20 protein-coding genes and 1 tRNA gene are annotated in these 21,046 nt (G+C 31.8%); 7 read left to right on the top strand and 14 right to left on the bottom strand.

Annotated elements, in window-relative coordinates; genetic code table 11:
• Window positions 1-13 precede the first annotated feature (13 nt).
• Together OLM51_RS11530 and OLM51_RS11525 are read left to right on the top strand one after the other, a co-directional pair.
• A complete protein-coding gene (locus OLM51_RS11530) occupies window positions 14-913 on the top strand; it encodes a DUF6985 domain-containing protein (RefSeq protein ID WP_264550766.1) in 900 nt (299 codons plus the stop codon).
• A 174-nt stretch (window positions 914-1,087) separates the two neighbouring features.
• Window positions 1,088-1,843, top strand: a complete 756-nt coding sequence (locus tag OLM51_RS11525) for an alpha/beta hydrolase family protein (RefSeq protein ID WP_264550765.1) — start codon at window positions 1,088-1,090, stop codon at window positions 1,841-1,843.
• Between the two features lie 217 nt (window positions 1,844-2,060).
• On the opposite strand, the gene OLM51_RS11520 is transcribed toward OLM51_RS11525, so the two are convergent.
• The 6 genes from OLM51_RS11520 to OLM51_RS11495 all read right to left on the bottom strand — a co-directional run bounded on the left by OLM51_RS11520 (window position 2,061) and on the right by OLM51_RS11495 (window position 5,371).
• Window positions 2,061-2,315 (bottom strand): GIY-YIG nuclease family protein, encoded by a 255-nt coding sequence (locus OLM51_RS11520; RefSeq protein ID WP_264550764.1) that lies wholly within the window; start codon window positions 2,313-2,315, stop codon window positions 2,061-2,063.
• A gap of 117 nt (window positions 2,316-2,432) precedes the next feature.
• Entirely contained in the window at window positions 2,433-2,687 is a 255-nt protein-coding gene (locus tag OLM51_RS11515) for a GIY-YIG nuclease family protein (protein WP_264550763.1), read from the bottom strand.
• A gap of 117 nt (window positions 2,688-2,804) precedes the next feature.
• Window positions 2,805-3,059 (bottom strand): GIY-YIG nuclease family protein, encoded by a 255-nt coding sequence (locus OLM51_RS11510; RefSeq protein WP_264550763.1) that lies wholly within the window; start codon window positions 3,057-3,059, stop codon window positions 2,805-2,807.
• 58 nt (window positions 3,060-3,117) lie between these two features.
• Window positions 3,118-3,190: transfer RNA gene (locus OLM51_RS11505), tRNA-Met, on the bottom strand.
• A gap of 128 nt (window positions 3,191-3,318) precedes the next feature.
• Window positions 3,319-3,843 carry a DUF4269 domain-containing protein gene (locus tag OLM51_RS11500; RefSeq protein WP_264550762.1) on the bottom strand — a complete coding sequence of 175 codons (525 nt, stop codon included), beginning with the start codon at window positions 3,841-3,843 and terminating at the stop codon, window positions 3,319-3,321.
• 1 nt (window position 3,844) lies between these two features.
• Entirely contained in the window at window positions 3,845-5,371 is a 1,527-nt protein-coding gene (locus OLM51_RS11495; protein WP_264550761.1) for an ArnT family glycosyltransferase, read from the bottom strand.
• Window positions 5,372-5,603: 232 nt separating this feature from the next.
• Here OLM51_RS11495 and OLM51_RS11490 point away from each other — a divergent pair, with 232 nt between their 5' ends.
• Window positions 5,604-6,023 (top strand): hypothetical protein, encoded by a 420-nt coding sequence (locus OLM51_RS11490; protein ID WP_264550760.1) that lies wholly within the window; start codon window positions 5,604-5,606, stop codon window positions 6,021-6,023.
• An 83-nt stretch (window positions 6,024-6,106) separates the two neighbouring features.
• On the opposite strand, the gene OLM51_RS11485 is transcribed toward OLM51_RS11490, so the two are convergent.
• From OLM51_RS11485 to OLM51_RS11470, 4 genes are all read right to left on the bottom strand, one after another.
• On the bottom strand, window positions 6,107-6,658 hold the full coding sequence (locus OLM51_RS11485; protein ID WP_264550759.1) for a DUF4494 domain-containing protein: 552 nt from the start codon (window positions 6,656-6,658) through the stop codon (window positions 6,107-6,109).
• Window positions 6,659-6,894: 236 nt separating this feature from the next.
• Complete coding sequence (locus tag OLM51_RS11480; RefSeq protein ID WP_213257703.1) at window positions 6,895-7,071, bottom strand: histone H1; 177 nt, start codon at window positions 7,069-7,071, stop codon at window positions 6,895-6,897.
• Between the two features lie 542 nt (window positions 7,072-7,613).
• The gene (locus tag OLM51_RS11475) at window positions 7,614-8,030 is read right to left on the bottom strand and encodes a hypothetical protein (RefSeq protein WP_264550758.1); all 417 of its coding nucleotides are present in this window, start codon (window positions 8,028-8,030) and stop codon (window positions 7,614-7,616) included.
• A 188-nt stretch (window positions 8,031-8,218) separates the two neighbouring features.
• The gene (locus tag OLM51_RS11470) at window positions 8,219-8,752 is read right to left on the bottom strand and encodes a YcxB family protein (protein WP_264550757.1); all 534 of its coding nucleotides are present in this window, start codon (window positions 8,750-8,752) and stop codon (window positions 8,219-8,221) included.
• 397 nt (window positions 8,753-9,149) lie between these two features.
• Here OLM51_RS11470 and OLM51_RS11465 point away from each other — a divergent pair, with 397 nt between their 5' ends.
• From OLM51_RS11465 to OLM51_RS11450, 4 genes are all read left to right on the top strand, one after another.
• Complete coding sequence (locus OLM51_RS11465) at window positions 9,150-10,241, top strand: sensor histidine kinase (RefSeq protein WP_264550756.1); 1,092 nt, start codon at window positions 9,150-9,152, stop codon at window positions 10,239-10,241.
• A gap of 8 nt (window positions 10,242-10,249) precedes the next feature.
• Window positions 10,250-11,566 carry a sigma-54-dependent transcriptional regulator gene (locus tag OLM51_RS11460; protein WP_264550755.1) on the top strand — a complete coding sequence of 439 codons (1,317 nt, stop codon included), beginning with the start codon at window positions 10,250-10,252 and terminating at the stop codon, window positions 11,564-11,566.
• A gap of 432 nt (window positions 11,567-11,998) precedes the next feature.
• A complete protein-coding gene (locus OLM51_RS11455; protein ID WP_264550754.1) occupies window positions 11,999-12,979 on the top strand; it encodes a helix-turn-helix domain-containing protein in 981 nt (326 codons plus the stop codon).
• A gap of 39 nt (window positions 12,980-13,018) precedes the next feature.
• On the top strand, window positions 13,019-14,011 hold the full coding sequence (locus OLM51_RS11450) for a helix-turn-helix domain-containing protein (protein ID WP_264550753.1): 993 nt from the start codon (window positions 13,019-13,021) through the stop codon (window positions 14,009-14,011).
• A gap of 301 nt (window positions 14,012-14,312) precedes the next feature.
• On the opposite strand, the gene OLM51_RS11445 is transcribed toward OLM51_RS11450, so the two are convergent.
• The 4 genes from OLM51_RS11445 to OLM51_RS11430 all read right to left on the bottom strand — a co-directional run bounded on the left by OLM51_RS11445 (window position 14,313) and on the right by OLM51_RS11430 (window position 21,011).
• Window positions 14,313-16,286: an OmpA family protein gene (locus OLM51_RS11445; RefSeq protein ID WP_264550752.1), complete on the bottom strand. Its 1,974-nt coding sequence runs from the start codon at window positions 16,284-16,286 to the stop codon at window positions 14,313-14,315.
• Between the two features lie 25 nt (window positions 16,287-16,311).
• A complete protein-coding gene (locus tag OLM51_RS11440; protein WP_264550751.1) occupies window positions 16,312-17,229 on the bottom strand; it encodes a type IX secretion system membrane protein PorP/SprF in 918 nt (305 codons plus the stop codon).
• Window positions 17,230-17,244: 15 nt separating this feature from the next.
• Complete coding sequence (locus OLM51_RS11435) at window positions 17,245-18,465, bottom strand: gliding motility-associated C-terminal domain-containing protein (RefSeq protein WP_264550750.1); 1,221 nt, start codon at window positions 18,463-18,465, stop codon at window positions 17,245-17,247.
• Between the two features lie 143 nt (window positions 18,466-18,608).
• The gene (locus tag OLM51_RS11430) at window positions 18,609-21,011 is read right to left on the bottom strand and encodes a hypothetical protein (RefSeq protein ID WP_264550749.1); all 2,403 of its coding nucleotides are present in this window, start codon (window positions 21,009-21,011) and stop codon (window positions 18,609-18,611) included.
• Between the last annotated feature and the right edge of the window lie 35 nt (window positions 21,012-21,046).

The following is a 21,046-nucleotide window of genomic DNA, read 5'->3' as shown; positions in this document are numbered from 1 at the left end:
GAAACAACCGCAAATGAGAATTTCAGAATATATATCGACTATTGAGTTTGATACCTTTAAACTATATTATAGAGAATTTAAACCTTTTGAAGCCAAACTTTATGATTTCGTAGATTACGAACAAGCCGAAATACGTAATGATAAAGTTCTAAACTCAATAGTTGACAATGATCAAAATTTAAATCTAACATTTACGCTTATTGCTAGTTCAACATCAAAAGATGAATTATTGCAGTGTTTCCCTTTAAGTAAGAATGCGGTATTTCCGAAAAGAAAAAATGCTATTTATAACATTGCAATTTTATTTAAGAATAAAGGTATTTTAAGCGGTGGATTAAACATTGACATTCGCGACAGGATTGCAAGTACAATCAATAATAAAGAAGTTTTACTGACCAATGAAAATAGCGAAAAACTAATAGAACTGTTTAGTAAATATAGTTGTCAAGTCTCGCCTTTCTATCTTCCGCCATCTATACCAGTCGGAGAAATTTGGAGAAACTATGAGTTCCCATTTGAGTTTTTTTATAATCCAGCATTTGAAACATTTGAAGCTAGAATTAATTCGGGAATAATGTGTTTAAATTTTACGACTGCAAAGGTTGAATTTGAAGTGGTTGATAATAATATTTCTGCCGAACAGATTAAACGAATTCATTTAATTGAGGGTAATAAATATAAAATCAATGAAACATTAAGTGAATATTTTTGGGAAAGTTATAATCAAATGAGAGGTGACTATGGCTTACCAGAACTTACAGACATAGACCAACTTAAATATTTTGTTCGAGTTTATGGTTTTATAGTACCCATTGACGAAGAAGGCCCAATAATTATTTCATTTAGAACTTGGGATGAAGAACACGGTCAGGCAGTATATTACTATAATGAAAGTAGGATAGAATTTGAATAACCAGCACGCAAAACACGCTACAAACAAGCTGGGCATTTGGCAAAATTTGAAGATGGTTTTGTATTTGTAAAATTAGTCTTTTACCGAAAGTTTAAGGCTTTCTTAACCCCAGTCTGCGTGTAGCGCCAGAGCGTTATCGGTCATACTAAAAGACATACCCCAAAAGACAATAAAATGAGTAGAATAATTTACGTTTTGGCATTAGCACTTCTGATAAGTTGCTCAACACTAACAAAATCAGTTGGAAATAAATCGGTATACAGCGTTGCTTTGGACACGTTGACTTTATTAGACCAATCAAGAAACAGAGAAATCCCAATTGCGATTTATAAGCCACAAACTAAGCATCCTAGAGTTGTACTCATTAGTCATGGTTATAGTCAAAACGAAGGCAAACCCTATTTAGCCTATTCAGATCTTGCCAACTTTATGGCGTCAAAAGGGTACTTTGTCGTAAGTATTCAGCACGAACGTCCTACAGATAGTTTAATTCCTGAAAAAGGAATTCCGCAAATTGTAAGACGACCATTTTGGGAGCGAGGGGCAGACAATATTATGTTCGTAATAAACGAATTAAAAAAATCAAATCCTGAAATAGACTTTAAACATATCACACTCTTAGGACACTCAATTGGTGGAGATATGACCGCATTATTCCCTCAAAAATATCCAGACATTGTTTGCAAAATTATTACGTTTGATAATAGGCGTATGGCTTTACCGAGAACAACTAACCCGAAAGTATATTCATTGCGTTCAAGCGACCAACCTGCCGACCCAGGTGTTTTACCTACAGAAGCAGAACAGAAAAAATATGGAATAACGATTATAAAGCTGCCTAACACTATTCACAGCGACATGTGCGATAATGCAACTGATAAGCAACGTGAAGAAATAAGAGATTATGTATTGACGTTTCTGAAGGACTGAAAAATAAGAATAAAAACTGATAATTTAAGCAATGCTTAAACCTCGCTCCCCGAAGAGTTCCAAGCTATGCGAATCTCTCCTGACTTCGCACTGACAATCTAAATCAAGTTTTAGTATAAACAAAAAAGCTCCAGATTTCTCTGAAGCTTTGTCTTAGTAGTTCGCCGCGGCGAAGACTCGAACCTGTGTCCACCGTGGCGGATATGAGCCTTTCGAGCTAAACTTTAAAAACAAGATTTTTAATAAACTCTCTTCCAATCCCAGTTTTTAGGTATTTCTCTCTTTTCATTGCTTCAGTTTTAGAATTAAAAAATTCTACATGAATTACTATCCATGGTCTGAATTTTGGTGTATAACCTTTTGTTTCAAGAAAATTATGCGATTTAAATCTTTCAATTAAATTAGAAGTAAAACCTGTATAAGTTTTTTTGAATCTTTTAGAATAAAGAATGTAGACAACAAATTCATCCATATTACAAAATGGTATAAATAAAAAAACACCAGCTTTTTCAAGTGGTGTTTTATTTAGTAGTTCGCCGCGGCGAAGACTCGAACCTGTGTCCGCCGTGGCGGATATGAGCCTTTCGAGCTAAACTTTAAAAACAAAATTTTTAATAAACTCTCTTCCTATACCTGTTTTTAGGTATTTCTCTCTTTTCATTGCTTCAGTTTTAGAATTAAAAAATTCTACATGAATTACTATCCATGGTCTGAATTTTGGTGTATAACCTTTTGTTTCAAGAAAATTATGCGATTTGAATCTTTCAATTAAATTAGAAGTAAAACCTGTATAAGTTTTTTTGAATCTTTTAGAATAAAGAATGTAGACAACAAATTCATCCATATTACAAAATGGTATAAATAAAAAAACACCAGCTTTTTCAAGTGGTGTTTTATTTAGTAGTTCGCCGCGGCGAAGACTCGAACCTGTGTCCGCCGTGGCGGATATGAGCCTTTCGAGCTAAACTTTAAAAACAAAATTTTTAATAAACTCTCTTCCTATACCTGTTTTTAGGTATTTCTCTCTTTTCATTGCTTCAGTTTTAGAATTAAAAAATTCTACATGAATTACTATCCATGGTCTGAATTTTGGTGTATAACCTTTTGTTTCAAGAAAATTATGCGATTTAAATCTTTCAATTAAATTAGAAGTAAAACCTGTATAAGTTTTTTTGAATCTTTTAGAATAAAGAATGTAGACAACAAATTCATCCATATTACAAAATGGTATAAATAAAAAAAACACCAGCTTTTTCAAGTGGTGTTTTATTTAGTAGCGGGAACAGGACTCGAACCTGTGACCTTCGGGTTATGAGCCCGACGAGCTGCCTACTGCTCTATCCCGCGATGTTTCGGGTGCAAAGATACGTAGTAAATACAGTTTTACAAAGAAAATAATGATTTATTTTACTAAAAGTACTTTTTCAACAGCTAATACTCTAATCTAAAGCTAACTGCATCTCAATATTTTTTAATTATATTTTATAATCCAGCAATTCCAGATACGGATTGCCTTTTAAACCTAACAATTCACCAAATGCAGGTTCGGTTTTGTAGCCCATTTGCTTTAGTTTTATAATTTCCTGTCGAAAGATTTCGCCTCTTACTTCCAAAATCTGATGTTCAATAATCATGTGTTTGTATCCATTTTGCTCTTTGGTTGGAATATTTTGACCAAAGATTTCAATTTCCAATCCATCAATTAAAAAATTCGCAATTACAGATTCCTGATTGTCAATAAAGGTCTCCTTAATTTTAAATTCGGTTTTATCTTCAAACAGCAAACAAATCTTAGAAACAAACTCGACTTTACTTTTCCAAAAGCAAATAATATCAAGATCACTGTTTTCAATATCAATACTAATTGGAATTGTGCCAACCAATATGGGATCAAAATTAGAAAGTAACTCTAAAATCTTATTTTCCGTTAAAATCTTATAAGCCAAAATCTGTTTAGGATTACCGGATTTTAAATAAGTAATAGAACTAAAATCAATCATATTATTTATCGTAATTTGTTTTTTCTTTAATTTCCTGCTTTAACCGCTTATTAATATCGATTTTGGCATTTGTAAAGACGAAAATGGTGGTTTTGTATTCTCTTGCATATTTATTTGTTATTTCACCACCTATATAACCGGATTGAAAAAACGGACTTGTCTCCGCAAATTCAGTACTGTTTTCTTCAAATTCCTTTACTCTTATCAGGTTTTTGTAATCAATATTCAAATTAAACCAATTCACATAATCAGCATTAAAAGAAACAGCTTTAATTCCTTTTTGGGTGTAATAATTTATTGCTCCTGCCTGGCCGTAATTGTCGCAAAGTACCAGTGTGTTTTCTGATTTAGGAAACAAAGCATAAACGGAATCTGTTTTGCGTGCAAGTTCTTTCCATCCCAGCATATCGGCAAAATCCTGCGGCAATTCATGATCTTTTCCGTCTTCCCAACGCAACATTCCAAGTTTCTTATATTTTTCGGGATGTTTAAATATGTACTCCGGACTTTTATTTGGAAAAGCAAGATCATATATTGGAATAAAAAACAACAGCGGAATCGCAATAAATACTGGTTGCAGAAAACGTTTCCAGCCTGTTTTTAAAATTTCGCCTAAATATGCTGCACCAAAAGCAATATAAACAGGATACAATCCGATGGCATAATACGCTTTGGCTTTGAAATAAATAAAAACTAAAAGCGTGAAAATTATCGAAAAGAAAAACAGCTTATACCTTGCAAAAGGCTTATAAAAAAGTAACGCGTAAAAAGAGAAAACAATTACCGGAACTGCGCCAATAAAAAATAACAATTGCTCTTTTAAAAATCCCGCACGATCTACATTTACCAATTGCGTTTCTGCCAACTCTTTCATATGATGTACAATTGGAAAATGATTATTGTACTGCCATAAAAGATTGGGCAAAATTAAAATCAACCCTAAAATCAATGCAAAATAAAGATTTTTCTCTGCAAATATTTTTCTTTGATCAACTAACAAAATAGCAGGTAGTAAACCGATTAACAGAAAAAGAATGTTGTATTTGTTTAAAAAACCAATTGCAAATACTACTGCCCCAATATAAAACCATTTCATTTTTTCGGTTATTATATACTCAATTACAACATAATAAAATAGTGTCCAGCACAAAACATCCAATGAATTAGGCTGATACAACATATTGATTCTTAAAAGTGATGATAATAAAATACAAGTTGCCCCTAAAACTAAAGCGTACAAATTTCCTTTCAGAGCTGCGATTGTTTTCCAAACCACTACCAATGTTAATGCACCAAAAAGCGCAGGGAAAAATTTAACCCAGAAAACCGAATTTCCAAGTAAAAAGATCAAATACGAAAACCACGAAGTTACAGGCGGAACAGATAAATAGCCCCAGGCCAGATGATGTGCCTGATCGAGATGCAAATATTCATCACGTTGCAAATCGTATTCAGGACTCAATAAAATATACTGCAGAACAAATTTTAAAATTATAAATCCAATTAAAATAAGTGTTTTTTTATTCATGAAGATTTTGGTTTCTGATGTTTGGTTTGTTTTTTTAGGATACAAGTGCTTTTATATCAAGACATAATTCTATAGCTAAGATAGGATTTATTTTAATTTCTGAACACTTAGAATATTTTTCACAAAACCACATAAAACACACACATACAAGTAATTATGTTTTACAACATGTACAATGAATCAACATTTTTGTTACCTTTAATATCCAACAATAACTTTAAAAGAAAATACCATGAAAAAAAAATTATTGATTGCAGTAATCCTTTTAGGAACCATTTCGTTTGCAAATGCGCAAAGTGTTGGAGATATTACAAAAGCAGCCAGTAAGGCTTCAACAACAGCAATTCCCGCTTTTGACGTTGCGAGTATATCGAATCAGGTTATGGGAGTATTATCTCCAAAATTGAAATTGACCGAGGCTCAAAAACCTGCGGTAAATTCATTGGTTAATGATATTCTAAATAAAAAGAAGAATATTTTACCGACAATGGCAACTGATAAAGCAGGTTATACTTCTAAAATGACTTCTAACAGAGAGTCTTTTATAGCCAAAATGAAAAAAAACATAAGTCCGGCGCAATTTGAAACTCTCACATCCTTACTTCCTAAATCAGCTTCGGCTGTAACGCCATTGGCAAAAATGCTTTATTAAAAAGTATAATATATAAAAAAAGCAAAATAGAATCTATTTTGCTTTTTTTATATATTGAGTTCTATTGGAAAACGACTGAAATTTTAAAGGCTCTCTTCCAAATATGCCGGATCAAATTCCATTGTGTCCTGAACTTCTGCACTTACAGGTTTAGAAGCTTTTAGAGCATTAAATCTTTCCAGCATCGCAGTTTCTTCTTCTTCCCCACTGAAATATGGAAAAACATCCATAATTGGTGATTCAGAAATCGCCGGAATTGAGTATTCACCCATTGTATTTTTCATAACGTGAATCGTATTATCAAAAGCTTCTCTCACATCATTTGCCTGAACCAGCATATACATATTGGTTTTTCTTTCTTTTCCGCTTTCTTCGTCATAGGCAATCAAAGAAACTTTTGATTTAAACCAGCGATCTGCGTTTTCAAACGGGTGTATTTCAGCATAATTAGCTACTTTAATATTAGTGATTTTAAATTCTTCACTTATATAAGCAGCCATTTCTTCATTAATTCTTTTTTCAGCTTCTGTATAAGATATCGCATCTATCAAATACGGTTCTGTTAAAACTTTTTGCCCTCCGGTCTCATCCGTCTTTCTATATTTTACTTTGCATTCGTACCAAGTTGCACTCATCTTTTTTAATTTTTAAGGATGCCAAAGATAGATTATACCGAGAAAAAATGGCTTAAAATATAAAATAGATATTCACAATTTACAGCCTTAGAAAGTAATCTTTTAATATTGAGATATTTGTATTACATTAAGATCGTTCTGTCCTTATTGATATTATTCATTTTAACTTCCTCACATAAAAAAAACCTCGCTTACATTACGTGAGCGAGGTTTTTGATTTTGAATACGGTTACGTATTATTTTTTAGATTCTTCGATAGAAACTTTTCTGAATTCTTTCAAAAGTTTTTCAATTTCTAAAGTAGCTTTTCTAGCTCTTGGTCCAGCAGCTTTAACTCCTTTTTCTGTTAATGATTCTGCTTCAGTTCTGAATGCGTCAATCTCGGCGTTGATTTTTACTAATAGATCTTTCATGCTTATACTTGTTAAATTAAGGCGCAAAATTAAAAGTTTGCTTGAACTATAACGCACGTTTAGTGTTAAAATTATAACTGTTTTAGCCAATTGAGTTAATAAAAACTTAACCTACATTCTTTAAAGCTATAAATCAATGGATTACAAAAACCAATAAATTGACTTTTTTTAAATATTTTTCAAGTTTTAACCCTCTTAGTACTTCATACACCTGCTGTAACGCCTATTTTAGCGGTATTTTAGAAGAAATACCTACGTCTACAGAGTACAGTCTTAAGTAATTCATCAATTTGCTTTACAAAATTTGATTGCTTTTTATCTAAGGAATTTCCAAATTTTGAAAGCAAACGAACTTCGAATTTGCAACACTTAGAATTAGCCTTTTAAAAAAGAATAAAACTTGCATTATTTGGAATAAAAAAAGTAGGATATTGAGCAACCTATATCCTACTTATAAAAAATGAATTAATAAAGAACTTTTTGTAAAATCAAATTCTCATATGTCTTAACGATCATAAGAGAAAAAATGCCTTATAAAGATTTTAAAATTGAGTCTGAAAAACTGGGGTATTAAAAAAACTAACTTCGTTATTTTTATTGCAAAAAGAGAAATTACTCTTAAGATACATTTTTAATTCATTTATCATCTCTGGTTTTGTTTTAGCGCTATCCAGTACAATTAAATTATTTATCTCCCCCATAAAAGATAAGCTACTATATAAATGCCAGTCAAACAAACATACTAAAACATTTTTTCCTTTATTTTCTATTTTAGAAAATTGCATGAATTCATTTTTATCATAAACAACAAAAATCGAACGATCATAATTATTAGATTCATTCTCATTTTTCAGCAAAAATGATTGTTTAGAAAAATCAAATTCATCTTTAAATTTTCTTTTAAACATTCTTAAAAAAACGCTTTTATTGTCTCGTACTAAAATTTTTTGCTTTTCCATTATCCATCTACAATTCTGTTCTTTCTATAATCAATTAAAAGTATTAAATCTTCCTTTACAAGATTACTAATCAAACACTTAAACATTAAACAAAGGTAAAGGAGAAAAACCAACCCAAATTACACGATAAGACATAAAACAATCATTATAAGCTTTTTATTTTGTAATAATCCAAAAGCAATAATTTATCAAACTTTAATTACCGGTGTTACATTACCTTCCACAAAAGCAATCAGTTTGTCTATATTTCTGCCACTATTTTGCTCATTAGATATAGAGATTATATAGTTATTCTTCTCCTTTATATACAAAAAGAAAAAATCTTTGGTCAAAATTGCATTTTCAATTTGGTTCCACTTATGTTTTACATCCCCCAAAGGCGAATGAACATATATAAATGAATTCGTAAAGTTGAGTTTGTATTTATTTATATACTTATCAAATTTTGCAAGTTTTTTAATTAATTTAAAAATAAGCCTGCAGATTGCATTGACAAATGAATACTGGAATACTAAAAACAAAACAACAAAAATTAGATTTCTTATTATCCAGGTAACGAAATCAGTATTATAATTTAAACTTATAATAAATGATACTAACAACAGCACAAACGAAAATATCCTGACTTTATCTTCATATAAATTTTTAAAATACATTTTATTCAATTTACGTATTTCAACAGGACTTAATTTAAACTCCAAAGAAAATTTAGAATTGATCATATTGATTTGCAGTTTTGTTGTTCAGTAATAATTTTAAAAACCAATGCATGGTTACTTTTAATTATATACCATACAAAGTTAATTCTGACTTTTGCAATCAATCAATCCATAAACGATATTATTATATCAAAATAAGACTTTTGATCTGGAATGATGTTAAAGGAAGTAAAAAATGCCTTCTTTGACTTGACTACAAAACCTCTATTTTTTATCAATAAAAATTATTTTTAAAAACACCTAAATAAGGCATAAATATATCACAATAAGGTATAAAAAATAAACACTATATTATTTATTTACAACAAGTTAACTATAACATATCTTTAATATTTTTTAGTAAAATATTTGGTTACTTTTGCGCCAAAGTCAATAGTAAGTATAGATAATTTCCTATAAAATGAAACAAAAACAAAGCCCGGGAAAACTCAAAGAAAGAATTAAGGAATTAACATGTCTTTATGAAATTTCAGAAACAATATCAAAATCAAATTTCTTTGAAGAAGCAACCTTAAAAAAAATATCAGAAAGCGTAAGAAGAGCCTGGAAATTTAATGATGAAGCAATCGTCGAAATTCAAATCTCTAAATACCATATAACAACATCCGTTCTTCCAGATCATACTGTATTTCAAATTAGTTCGATAAACACGTCCAATATCGACACTGGTTATATTAAGGTTCATTATCCTGCTGATCAATTTAATGTGACCCATTTTCTCGCAGATGAACAAAAACTTCTGAATATGGTTGCTACTGAAATAAACAACTATATCGAAAAATTTCAAATTTTAAATAAAAAAGCATCACTCGAGAGAACTCTTGAACATATTGACCGGCTATCTATTCTTCATAGAACCGCTGCTGCAATTGCTCACGAACTTAATAACCCGCTAGGAAATATCCTGGGTTATGCAGAACTGATTAAATTAACCAATAATAATCCTGAAATCGACTCAGATATTACTTCAATTACTGACTCTGCAATTTACTGTCGTGAAATTGTAAAAAAACTAATGTTTTTTTCCTGTGAAATGGCATATCAGTCAAAAATTCAAGAAATAAAGCCTGTCATAACTTTTGCATTCTCTTTTTTAAAACAAAATTTTCAGAAGAAAGAAATAAAAAGCGAAGTAATTTTTAATAATACGATTTCAAAAATAAAAATTGATTCGGTTCAAATAAAGCAGGTTCTTTTTAACTTATTGATAAATGCAATACAAGCATCAGAGCCAGGAAGCACCATTAAAACAATTATAGAGAATGACTCTGAAAACTTATTCATAAGAATTGAAGATCAAGGACATGGAATACCAGAAGAAATCAGACAAAAAATATTTGAACCTTTTTTTACCACAAAAAACAACAATACAGGTTCTGGTTTAGGCTTAAGCCTTGTTCATGAAATAGTAATGAATCATAATGGAGAAATAACCATTACAAACAATTATCCCACAGGCACGATTTTTCAAATACGCTTACCGATAACCTAAAATTTAAAATGAAATTAAACAAAGAAAACATACTTATAGTAGATGATAATTATGAAATGCTAAATGTTTTGCAACGCAGCATAAAAGCTTTAAATTATCATACCTACAAGGCTTCATCTGTAAATGAAGCTATTGAAGTTTTAAAAAGTAATGCTATAGATCTGCTCATAACAGATCTCAATATGCCAGAAATCAATGGAATCGAATTATTAAAATACACTAAAGAGCACTTTCCTCTTTTATCTAAACTGGTTGTAACCGGTATGCCAACTATTGACACCGCAATAAACTCCTTAAAATTGGGCGCTGTAGATTATATTACAAAACCTTTTACAAACAATGAACTTTCTACGGCAATTAAAGACTCGCTTTCAAAATCCATAATTTCAGATACCGCTATAGTAACTGAACAAAACTCTTATGCAGAAATTATTGGTCAATCCTCACATTTCAAGAGTTTAATTGATGTTATTAAAAGAGTCCAAAATAATAATGTAAATATATTAATAGAAGGAGAAAGTGGTACAGGAAAAGAACTTATTGCAAAAGCAATTCACTATCAAGGAAATCTGTCAAAAATGCCTTTTATCTCTATTAATTGTGGAGGTATACCCGAAAGTTTAATGGAGTCTGAGCTTTTTGGTCATGTTAAAGGAGCATTCACAGGTGCATCAGAATCTAAAATAGGACTGTTTCAGGCAGCATCAGGAGGCACCATTTTTTTGGACGAAATTGGAAATGCGCCAATGGCAATTCAAACAAGGCTTTTACGTGTAATACAGGAAAAAGAAATTACTCGAATTGGGGCAACTGCTCCCGAAAAAATAAATGTCAGAATCATTTCTGCAACTAATAGCGATCTTAATGAAATGGTTTTAAAAGGTACTTTCAGAGAAGATTTATACTATCGAATTAATGTTGTAAATATAAAAACAACTCCACTGCGCGAAAGAGGAGAAGACATTTTATTACTCGCAAAAAATTTCATCGAAAAATATGCTGTTGAATTTAATAAGCCTAAAATAATAATTGACGAAAAAGTTTCCAATATATTAATGCGCTATAAATGGCCAGGCAATGTTAGAGAGCTTGAAAATTTAATCCAACGAATGATTATCATGAGCGATGAAGTTATCACACTTCAAAACGTACCGGAACACTTAAAATATCACATTCCGCAACAACCCGATTTTTTAAAGTCCTTAAAAGAATATGAAAAAGAGCAAATTGTAAAGGTGCTTAATGCAGTTGGAAACAACAAAACTAAAGCGGCAAAAATTCTAAAAATAGACCGCAAAACTTTAAATCAAAAAATCACCGATTAAATCTATTGTAGAAGGTCTTAACAATATTAATTAAGGAGGCTATTAAGTCTCTTTGTTTATTTCACACAAAAACACCCGAAAACTGTCGTTAAAAACGAGTATAAATTCCACAGCTATGACAAATTTCCCTACACAAAAAATAGCTTTATAGCTGTTAAAATTAAATATATCCTTAATTATAAGCAACATAACAAACTTATAAATAAAGTGGCATTTGTATTGCTAATTAAAGTTTAAAAAACAACAGAATAAGACTACAAATTTATTATACACTTTTAAATAAAATAGCCAGCAATGAACTCTTTATTATCTAATAGTACCAATTTTATTAGCTCTTATACCCAACTCTAACCATTAACGCCTCAAAATCAACAAACTATAATATTATTAACAAAATTTTATTAACTTTAATACTGCTAAAAACAAATGCCTGTGAAAACAATTGAACATTCTTATGGTGCAGATTTATCCTGGCCAGAAAATTTGGCCCGCCAATTTGGCGGAAAAGTTGAAGGAAACTTTATTATTGTTCCTGAAGATATTCATACAGGTACGCGCTATTTCCTCGAAATAGAGCCTGGTGTAGTTGCTTATTATATCGATGTCGAATACAATCGTAATTTACATCTGATACAAAAAAACACCAACCAAAATTTTGTTGGCTATTATTACAATCTCACAGATGGTGAAGCAACAGTAAACACCCATAATTTCATGTACAATGTTAGTCGCTGGCAATATAATTTGTCCATTATTGATTCTTCTTTAGATTCAGACTATAATGTAAAAAAAGGAAGCAAAACATATGCTTTAATCATATTTATAAGAAAAGATATTATTGAAAGTTATACTAAACAACACGATATAAACTTACCTAATATCTCTCAATTAATTGATCCGGCCAAAAACACCATGATTCGATTTGACAGAATGAGTAGTGAAAGTTACCATTTACTTGACGATCTAAGAAAATTAAAGGTTGGTGGGGCAATTTTTGATCTTTACCTCACTGGGACTGTACATTTGCTAATATCAAATTATCTCAAAAAAATTTCTACGAAGCGTATTATTATGCAAACTGTTAATCAACAGGATTTAGCTCAAATTATTACTACTCAAATGAATTTGATTAAAAATATAGAAAATCATTTTCCGAGTATCAAATCTCTGGCAGAAAACGCCAACATGTCTGAATCAAAGTTTAAAAATTTGTTTCATAAAATTACCGGAGACACCCCAAATGTTTTTTTTATGGAGAATAAATTACTTCTTGCAAAAGAACTTCTCGAAACGAAACAATTATCAATATCACAAGTCTCGGACCAGCTTCATTTTACGAACAACTCTTATTTTGCTTCAAAATTTAAAGAGCACTTCGGTTTGTCTCCAAAAAATTATATCCAGGAATTATAAAACAGTTTTTAAACTAAATATGAATGAAACCTCTTATTTATGAAAAAAATACATCATCATCTTAGTTTATCATCAGAGTGGATGCATATTTTAGCGAAACAACTCGGAACTAAAGTTATAGACGATAAAATAATCTTTTTCCCTGAGAAAATAGGCCCGGGACATGCCTATTTTACACGAATTACTCCTGGTATCTCTGTTTTTTTTATTGACTTATCACTCCAAACACCTTTAAAAATAACGCGAGAAAGCTCTTCTAATGAACTATTTATTTTTCATTATGAATTAAGTGAACATATGAATCTGATCAAAATAAACAATGAAGATTTCCATATTGGTTCATTTGACAAGCTAGATCTGGCAATCATTGATAATGAAATAACAAGTGCTTATAAACCATCATTAAATCAAAGAACATTTGCTGTACGTATACTTGTTGACAAAACCTTATTAGCTGATTTTATTAAAAAGTATCCTAAAAAAGAATATAAAGACGATCTCAAAAAAAGATCTCCTGAAGCCTTTTATCATTATGGCAATATAGACAGCAGTAGCGCTTTATTATTAAAATCAGTAAAAACAAAAAATATAAACGATTTATCTTTTGATTCCTTTTTAAAAGGTATCTCTCTGAAATTACTGGGTAATTTCTTCAGAAAATTTTATGATGCCGAGAATAAAAATAGTTCTTTAACACAAGTCGAAAATGATGCTATTAATAAAACACGAGATTATTTACTGGCAAATTTATATGGTCCATTTCCTACTGTAATATTTTTAGCAGCTATGGCAGGGATGTCTGAATCAAAGTACAAAATGGCTTTCAAAAAAAGTCTCTCAACAACTCCAAACAATTTCTTTATCAAAGAAAAGATGACTTTAGGAAGACAACTTCTAAGAAGTGGTGAATTTCATACTTTAACAGAAGTCATGTATGAACTTAATTACAGCAAATTAAGTTATTTTTCATCAAAATATTTTGAGCTTTTTAATTGTAAACCAATTAATGATTTCATAAAAAAGAATCACTAAACGAGTTGTGTTTTTTTTAAAGATAGTAATTCACATCCCCTATTTTTTAAATTTGAATCTGCATTTTCAGCAATAGCTTCACTAAATAATGCTGAAAAGTTTAATCCATTAAACCTTACTCATTATTTATACACAAAGTTGAAAATTAATAAAACTACCTCAACATATTTATCTATAATAATTTGTTAAACTTTAAAATCAATTAATTGATTTTTATAATAAAAAAATCCCAATTGCAGGCTTAGACCACAATTGGGATTTTTAATATTACTTATTACTAAAATTAGAAACTACTTCCTGATTATTCTTTCCAGGAAACAATAAACTCTGAGCGTCTATTTAATTCGTGTTCCTTTTCAGTACATTTCACTCCATTAGAACAATGATTGATCAATTGAGTTTCTCCAAAACCTTCACCACTTAAACGATCAGCAGGGATTCCGGCTTTCACAATATAAGCTACTGTTGCTTTAGCTCTGTTTTGAGATAACTTCATATTGTAATCATCTTTACCACGGCTGTCAGTATGAGAGTTCACTTTTATCAATAGATTTGGACGAACTTTCATCAACTCAACTACTTTGTTAAGTTCAACTTTTGATGATTCTCTGATATTATAACCTCCATAATCAAAATAAATAGGCTGTAATTTTAGTAATTTTGTCAAATCGCCCTCTATCGTTTTTGTTTCTCCATCTATCACAATTTGTCGCTCATTAATCAGATCTGGTGATAACTCACGTTTTTCAAGTGGTTTCATTGGTTTAATCTCTTCTGATTTCTCAATCAAACCTGGCTTTTTGTATACTAATTTATACTCCTGGAAAGGTTCGATATAAGCTACATATTTACCTTCTTTATCGCTCAAATAGGTTCCGGTTTTTTCACCTGCCGGATTATAAGCTTCAACAGCTACTCCTTCAATTGGTTTTCCATCACTGTCTTTAAGAATACCGTAGACAATTGGTCTAATGTCTAAATTAAAACTTACCGGTCTTGTTTCAGTAAAACCATAGATATCATCATTTCCGCTTCTATTAGAAGAAAAATATCCTTTTTTAGAATCACTTTGAATTCCATAAGCAAAATCATCAGCATTAGTATTAACGCCATCACCAGCATTTACAACATGGTAAATTCCATTTTCATCTTTAATGGCAGCAAAAACATCTAATCCTCCTAAGCCCGGATGTCCATCTGAAGAGAAATATAAAATTCCTGTTGAATCAACAAAAGGATATGTCTCTTTTCCTAAAGTATTGATCTCATCGCCAAGTTTTCTAACATCATTACCAACAAAACCACCTTTTTTAAGACTTACAACATAAATATCAGTGTTTCCAAACTTGTTATTGCGGTCTGAAACAAAATAAAGTTCGCTCTCATCAGCACTTAAAGCTGGATGTGCAGATGAAAATCCATCGGCATTTACCGGGTAAGCAAGTTCTTTAATATTCTTCCACTCTCCCTTAACATTTTGCGCTACATAAATTTTTAAAGTTGAAATCCCTTCTTTATCTGAACCTAATTTGCCTCCAATAAAATTACTTCTGGTAAAATACATCAGGCTGCCATCCTTTGTTATGGCAGGAGAACTTTGATGATATTTTGTATTAACCTCGCCCTTAATAAGCATCGGATTTTGTAAACCTCCATCAGCAGTAATATCAGCAGTATACAATTTTAAAAACGATTTATTATTCCAACTGTGTTTACGTTTTATGACCACTCCTGTATCTTTAGCTGAAGCGTAAATAACTTTATCTTTTCCTAAAAATGAACTTCCAAAATCTGAAGATGTAGTATTCAGCTCAACAGGCTTAAACTCATAACGTCCAGACTGTTTTTGAATATCTGACAATAATTTTGATTCTTTCCAGTTTTCACTCAAATCTTTCTTTCCAGTTTTGGCGTAATACATTTTCATCACCTTTGCCGCCTCATCGTAGTTTTGACTGCTGTTTAAAGCCTGAGCATATCTGAAATAATATTCCGGATCAACATTGCTACCATTGTCAATAATTTTAGAATACCAGGCAGATGCCTCAGAATAATTTCCATTATAATAATAACAATCTCCCAGTTTAGTATAAACCTCTACAGAGTTATTACCTTTATCAACCAATTTTGTATACAATTTTGCTGCTTCAACGAAAGCATATTTTTTGTATACTTCATTAGCTTTTTCCAGTTTTTTGTCCTGCGCATGTATACTTGCATTATGCAGCATACATAACATCAGAAAAACAAAAACGATTTTTATTTTTTTATACATCATCCTGTTTAATTTTAAATCGTTATTAGAAGAACCTTGGGGTTACCAATCTATATTTTGTTGTGCTAAACAAATCAAAACGCAGGAAAATCTCATGTGATCCTGAATTATAATTTCCAATTTTCTGAGTATCATAATCATAAGCATAACCAATATTCAAACCATCCGTAATCTGAAAACCGGCCATAGCACTTACTGCTGCATCCCATCTGTAAGCCGCACCTAATGTAAACTTATCATTGAATAAAAAGTTTGCAGATAAATCAACTGCTAACGGTGATCCATTTACCGCTTTTACCATAACCGCCGGTTTAAACTTTAAATTATCATTTAAATCAAATACATAACCTCCCATTGCATAAAAGTGCATTTTTTGAGCAGCCTGTGAAATCTGAACATCTTCATAGAACTTAGTTTCTAAGATTTGTGGAACAGATAATCCCGCATACCATTTACTGGAATGGAAATAAACCCCTGCCCCAACATTTGGAGATACCTTTGAAATAACTCCCGTCATAAACGGATCATTCTTATCATATGGATTTACTTTATTGTAATCAACTTCCATAGAATTAATAGAAGCACTAATTCCTAATGACATAATCACCTCAGCAGAAAGATGAATTGGATATGAATAGCTTCCTGTTACATTAGTTGTTGCAGAGGGGCCAATCTGGTCATTTATAACAGACAATCCAATTCCTTGCCCCTGAGCATTAATCGGCATTTCCAAAGAAAAATTAGCTGTTTTTGGTGCTCCGTCAAGACCAACCCATTGCGTACGATACAAACCAAAAACACTCGGAATAGCCCTGGTACCAGTATATGCCGGATTTATTGTCATCGTATTATACATATATTGTGTATACTGCGATTCCTGTTGAGCTGAAGCTCCCAATGTTCCTAAAAACACTAGTGTTATTATTTTTAAAAAATTCTTCATTACTTTCTAATTAATTTAATTAACATACAGGTATCCGGTTTTCTCTTTTCCTGATTTAAGTCCTTTATAAGTCAGGACATAAAAATAAGTTCCTGTAGGAAGTTTTTCTCCCTTGTTAACTGTAACTCTTCCTTCAGAATACCCTTTGAACACGTTATTATTTACACCATAGCCAGAAGTTTCATAAACCTTTACGCCCCAACGGTTAAAAATTTGCAGAGTATTATCCGGAAAATCTTCTAACCCATCGATACGAAAATATTCATTTAAACCATCTCCGTTGGCTGATACTGCATTGTACACCACAATATTATCCGGCATTTCAGACAGAATTCTCGCTAATGTATATATCCCCTGATCTTTTACTGCGGCAGTAGCCAGCTTATTACTTACATCTACTGCTGTGGTATAAAACTTCCATTCATTATCAGTTGCATCCCATCTTACAATAGCCAGTTCACTATCTCTTTCTCCGTTTATAATAGTATTTGGAGTCGTTTCTTCGTTCCATGATAATGTCAAAGCAAGATCTATGTTTTTCTGACTACTTTCAAGTTCCCAGTACTCAACATTATCAATCAACTGAATTCTCTTTTGTCTTTGATTATGCGGATATTGAGGATCCGAATCCTTAAGCAAATATTTGCTTCTAAAAAAATCATCCTGTGAATTTATCTGTCCAATTGAAGAGGGTCTGAAAAAACCTCCGTCACCAATAGGGAACTGAAAAGCCTTATTTTTGGCTCTCTCTACATAACCTGAAACATAACTATTGTTACTAGTAGATTTGTGAGATGCATCACTTTCAAAAATGATGTTTCCATTGTAATTCACATTGTCTACAATTCCCTTATCAAATTCAGAAACTCCGGCAATACTAATATCTCCAGACAATAAAAAAGCTGGTTGTACATTTTTATTCTCAAAGTGTACATTGTTTAGTTCGCTCAAAATAGTCCCCGAAATAGTCTGGGCTCCAGAAAGTCCTTTAAAGTAGGTTAGTCCTGTACTCGTTTTGGGAGTAAAGCTAACTAAACCATCATTATTGTAATTTGCATACAATATAAATGTCCCGTCATTAATAAAGTCTCCTGAGGTATTATTATTAAAGCTTGAGACCGTAGCCATTACTGTACCAGATCTAACAACCAATTCGCCATTGTTTACTGTCTGTGCTGTTGCTTTGCCGATGGTACATATCGATAAAAAAAACGCACTAATGTATATTTTGTCCATAATCATATTTCAAATATTATTTCTCACATCAACTTATTATACCTTGGTAAAAGAAGTATCAAAACTGTGTTTCGAACGCTGATTTAAACTTTAAAAAGCACCTCTTTGATTAAACTAAAAAAAGAAGTGCTTTATCGTTTTTTTTAATTAATTATATAACTTGTATCTGTGTTTGTCTGAGAATAGTCTATCGCCCATGCCATAAGATTAGCATACATAATACTGTTGTATATTGTACCACCATTATAAGCCTTTGACAGAGGTGTACCAGTTGTCGAAGCAAATGCAGGATAAGTAGTAGTAACATTATCACCATAGCCTGAATAACCACAATTAAAACCTCCATCTCCTAAGAATACAAAACCTAAAGTATTGTGTTTAAGTGAATAGATATTTGAACCTTGTGTTGCTAATACTGTTGTATTTGCAGGAGCACCACTACTAACGAAAACAGAATTAGCGCCATCTCCTCCTAAAAGTTTACCTCTAAGGTCACCAAAAGGACCATTTAAACTTGGATCAGATGCATTAGAGACATTATAAACATAACCATTGTTAGTTGCAGAGATAGTTACATTAGCATCACAAATAGCATCGATTACATCTTTCGCCTGATATCTTTCGTTAGCAAAAATTAACACTCCTTTTTTAATTTTAACAAAATCGCTTAATACTTTTATTGTAGCTGCATCAGTATAATAATACCAATTGTAACCAACATAAATGATATCAATTTTATTGTCATTAATAAGCTTTTTAAGCGCTGCCCCTACAGAGTACCCTCCATTTACAAACTTAAATGACTCTTTCATTTGAACTGTACCTGTAGGTCCAAAATTAGATGGAGATAATATAGATCTCGCAGAATAACTTGCACTTGCACTTGCAGGCTGGTAAATTCCCTCTCCCATTCCTAATACATTCATTGTACGGTATGTAAACAATATTGATTTAGTACAAGTTGAAGTACTTGAAGTACTATTAGTACTAACTTTATAAGTAAAAGTACCGCCTGAAGTTGGAGTTCCTGATGCCTCTAAAACAACTGATTGTGTTCCTGTCGTTGCAAAAGTTCCCTTTTTTGAAAAAGAGATTCCGTTTACTACGTCTGTACTAATATCATAATCCCCCACATATGTAACGTTTACAGAAACTGTCATTGTATTTGCGGCAGGATCCATTACAACACCAGGAACATAATTTCCTGCAGTTGTAATACTACCACATGTCATGGTATAAGCAACTGGCTGCTGTGCAATAATCAAGTTATAAGAACAAGTTGCCGTTGCTCCTGGAGTTCCCGTAAATGTTAAAGCTGTTGTTGTTCCTGACAATGGCGTTCCAGATCCTTTAAGTACTACAGTATCTGCACCCAATTTTGTCAATACAATTGGACCTGAAGAGAAAGATATTCCATTAATTGTATTAGTTGTAATTGTAGTTGAACCTGTAGCCGTAACGTTTACTGGCAATGAGATTGTATTCGTTGATGGATTAAGTGCAACATTTTGCATGTATGCTCCGGCCTGAGTTGCTTTTGAACAATCCATAGTATAAGCCACAGGAGCAACTGTTACAGAAATACCACTACAAGACCCACCTGCAACCGTACTTGCATTAGAAGAAAGATTAAATATGTCTGTACCGGAAGCAGTTGGTTTTCCTGTTCCTAATAATTCAACCGTTTGTGGTCCTGTTACAGTAAAGGTACCTTGTCCAGTAAATGAATACCCATTTACGGTATTTGTTTTCATACTCCAATACCCTAAATTGGTAACATTTACCTCAATAGTTAATTTGTTACTACTTGTTAAATCTAAACCAATATTGTACGATCCTAATACATTAAGACTTCCACAAGAAATAGCAAAATCAACATTCGCTTTTTCTACATAAATATGTGGTGTACAATCACATACCACACCATTCAAAATTAAACTTACTGTATCTCCTGGATCACCGGTAGCATATCCTGTACTTGGTCTTCCTGTTCCTCTTAATGTTATATCATAAACACCAGCAGTCGGAAAATTTCCACTTGCTTCAAAGTAATACCCATTAGCAGTTGTAGCTGTCATTGTATAGGTACCTGATTGTGTAACGGTAACCGGAACAGTAAGTGTATTATCTCCTGAAAGAGTAACACCTTGTTTATAAGTACCATTAGCAACCACGGCTGAACATTGTGCTGCACTTACATCAAATACTGCTGGTGGTGGTGTACCACACATACTCAACCATTGTATCCTCAAAGAATCCCAATAATCAAAACAATTGGTATTGGTATTAAAAACCAATAATCCGTTTGATAAATTAGCGGTAGGAATAGCGTTACGCTGTGCCGTCGACATACGGGAAATTAACATCCCCTTATTGTTACTTTCTAACTCAAAAATAGCACCATCTTTAGCCTTTGCAGCGCCATTACTGATCGTTCCGTCTTTAATTTTTGCTGTTTCGGCCTGAGCAAAAACGGAACCAAAACTTAATAAACTCAAGATAACTACTAAAGCTATCTTTTGTAATTGATTTGTATAATTCTTCATATTCTTAAATTTCAGTCAGTATCAAAGTACTGTAG

Origin of the sequence: Flavobacterium sp. N2038 (genome assembly GCF_025947185.1) — a bacterium.
In the GTDB taxonomy this organism is placed as follows: Bacteria; Bacteroidota; Bacteroidia; order Flavobacteriales; family Flavobacteriaceae; genus Flavobacterium.
The sequence above is the reverse complement of the archived record's forward strand: the minus strand, read 5'-3'. Positions and strand labels throughout refer to the sequence as shown.

Bases quoted from the DNA above. Each gene is read 5' to 3' on its own strand.
- OLM51_RS11530 (WP_264550766.1), top strand. From the start codon at position 14: ATGAGAATTTCAGAATATATATCGACTATTGAGTTTGATACCTTTAAA.
- OLM51_RS11525 (WP_264550765.1), top strand. From the start codon at position 1,088: ATGAGTAGAATAATTTACGTTTTGGCATTAGCACTTCTGATAAGTTGC.
- OLM51_RS11520 (WP_264550764.1), bottom strand. From the start codon at position 2,315: ATGGATGAATTTGTTGTCTACATTCTTTATTCTAAAAGATTCAAAAAA.
- OLM51_RS11515 (WP_264550763.1), bottom strand. From the start codon at position 2,687: ATGGATGAATTTGTTGTCTACATTCTTTATTCTAAAAGATTCAAAAAA.
- OLM51_RS11510 (WP_264550763.1), bottom strand. From the start codon at position 3,059: ATGGATGAATTTGTTGTCTACATTCTTTATTCTAAAAGATTCAAAAAA.
- OLM51_RS11500 (WP_264550762.1), bottom strand. From the start codon at position 3,843: ATGATTGATTTTAGTTCTATTACTTATTTAAAATCCGGTAATCCTAAA.
- OLM51_RS11495 (WP_264550761.1), bottom strand. From the start codon at position 5,371: ATGAATAAAAAAACACTTATTTTAATTGGATTTATAATTTTAAAATTT.
- OLM51_RS11490 (WP_264550760.1), top strand. From the start codon at position 5,604: ATGAAAAAAAAATTATTGATTGCAGTAATCCTTTTAGGAACCATTTCG.
- OLM51_RS11485 (WP_264550759.1), bottom strand. From the start codon at position 6,658: ATGAGTGCAACTTGGTACGAATGCAAAGTAAAATATAGAAAGACGGAT.
- OLM51_RS11480 (WP_213257703.1), bottom strand. From the start codon at position 7,071: ATGAAAGATCTATTAGTAAAAATCAACGCCGAGATTGACGCATTCAGA.
- OLM51_RS11475 (WP_264550758.1), bottom strand. From the start codon at position 8,030: ATGGAAAAGCAAAAAATTTTAGTACGAGACAATAAAAGCGTTTTTTTA.
- OLM51_RS11470 (WP_264550757.1), bottom strand. From the start codon at position 8,752: ATGATCAATTCTAAATTTTCTTTGGAGTTTAAATTAAGTCCTGTTGAA.
- OLM51_RS11465 (WP_264550756.1), top strand. From the start codon at position 9,150: ATGAAACAAAAACAAAGCCCGGGAAAACTCAAAGAAAGAATTAAGGAA.
- OLM51_RS11460 (WP_264550755.1), top strand. From the start codon at position 10,250: ATGAAATTAAACAAAGAAAACATACTTATAGTAGATGATAATTATGAA.
- OLM51_RS11450 (WP_264550753.1), top strand. From the start codon at position 13,019: ATGAAAAAAATACATCATCATCTTAGTTTATCATCAGAGTGGATGCAT.
- OLM51_RS11445 (WP_264550752.1), bottom strand. From the start codon at position 16,286: ATGTATAAAAAAATAAAAATCGTTTTTGTTTTTCTGATGTTATGTATG.
- OLM51_RS11440 (WP_264550751.1), bottom strand. From the start codon at position 17,229: ATGAAGAATTTTTTAAAAATAATAACACTAGTGTTTTTAGGAACATTG.
- OLM51_RS11435 (WP_264550750.1), bottom strand. From the start codon at position 18,465: ATGGACAAAATATACATTAGTGCGTTTTTTTTATCGATATGTACCATC.
- OLM51_RS11430 (WP_264550749.1), bottom strand. From the start codon at position 21,011: ATGAAGAATTATACAAATCAATTACAAAAGATAGCTTTAGTAGTTATC.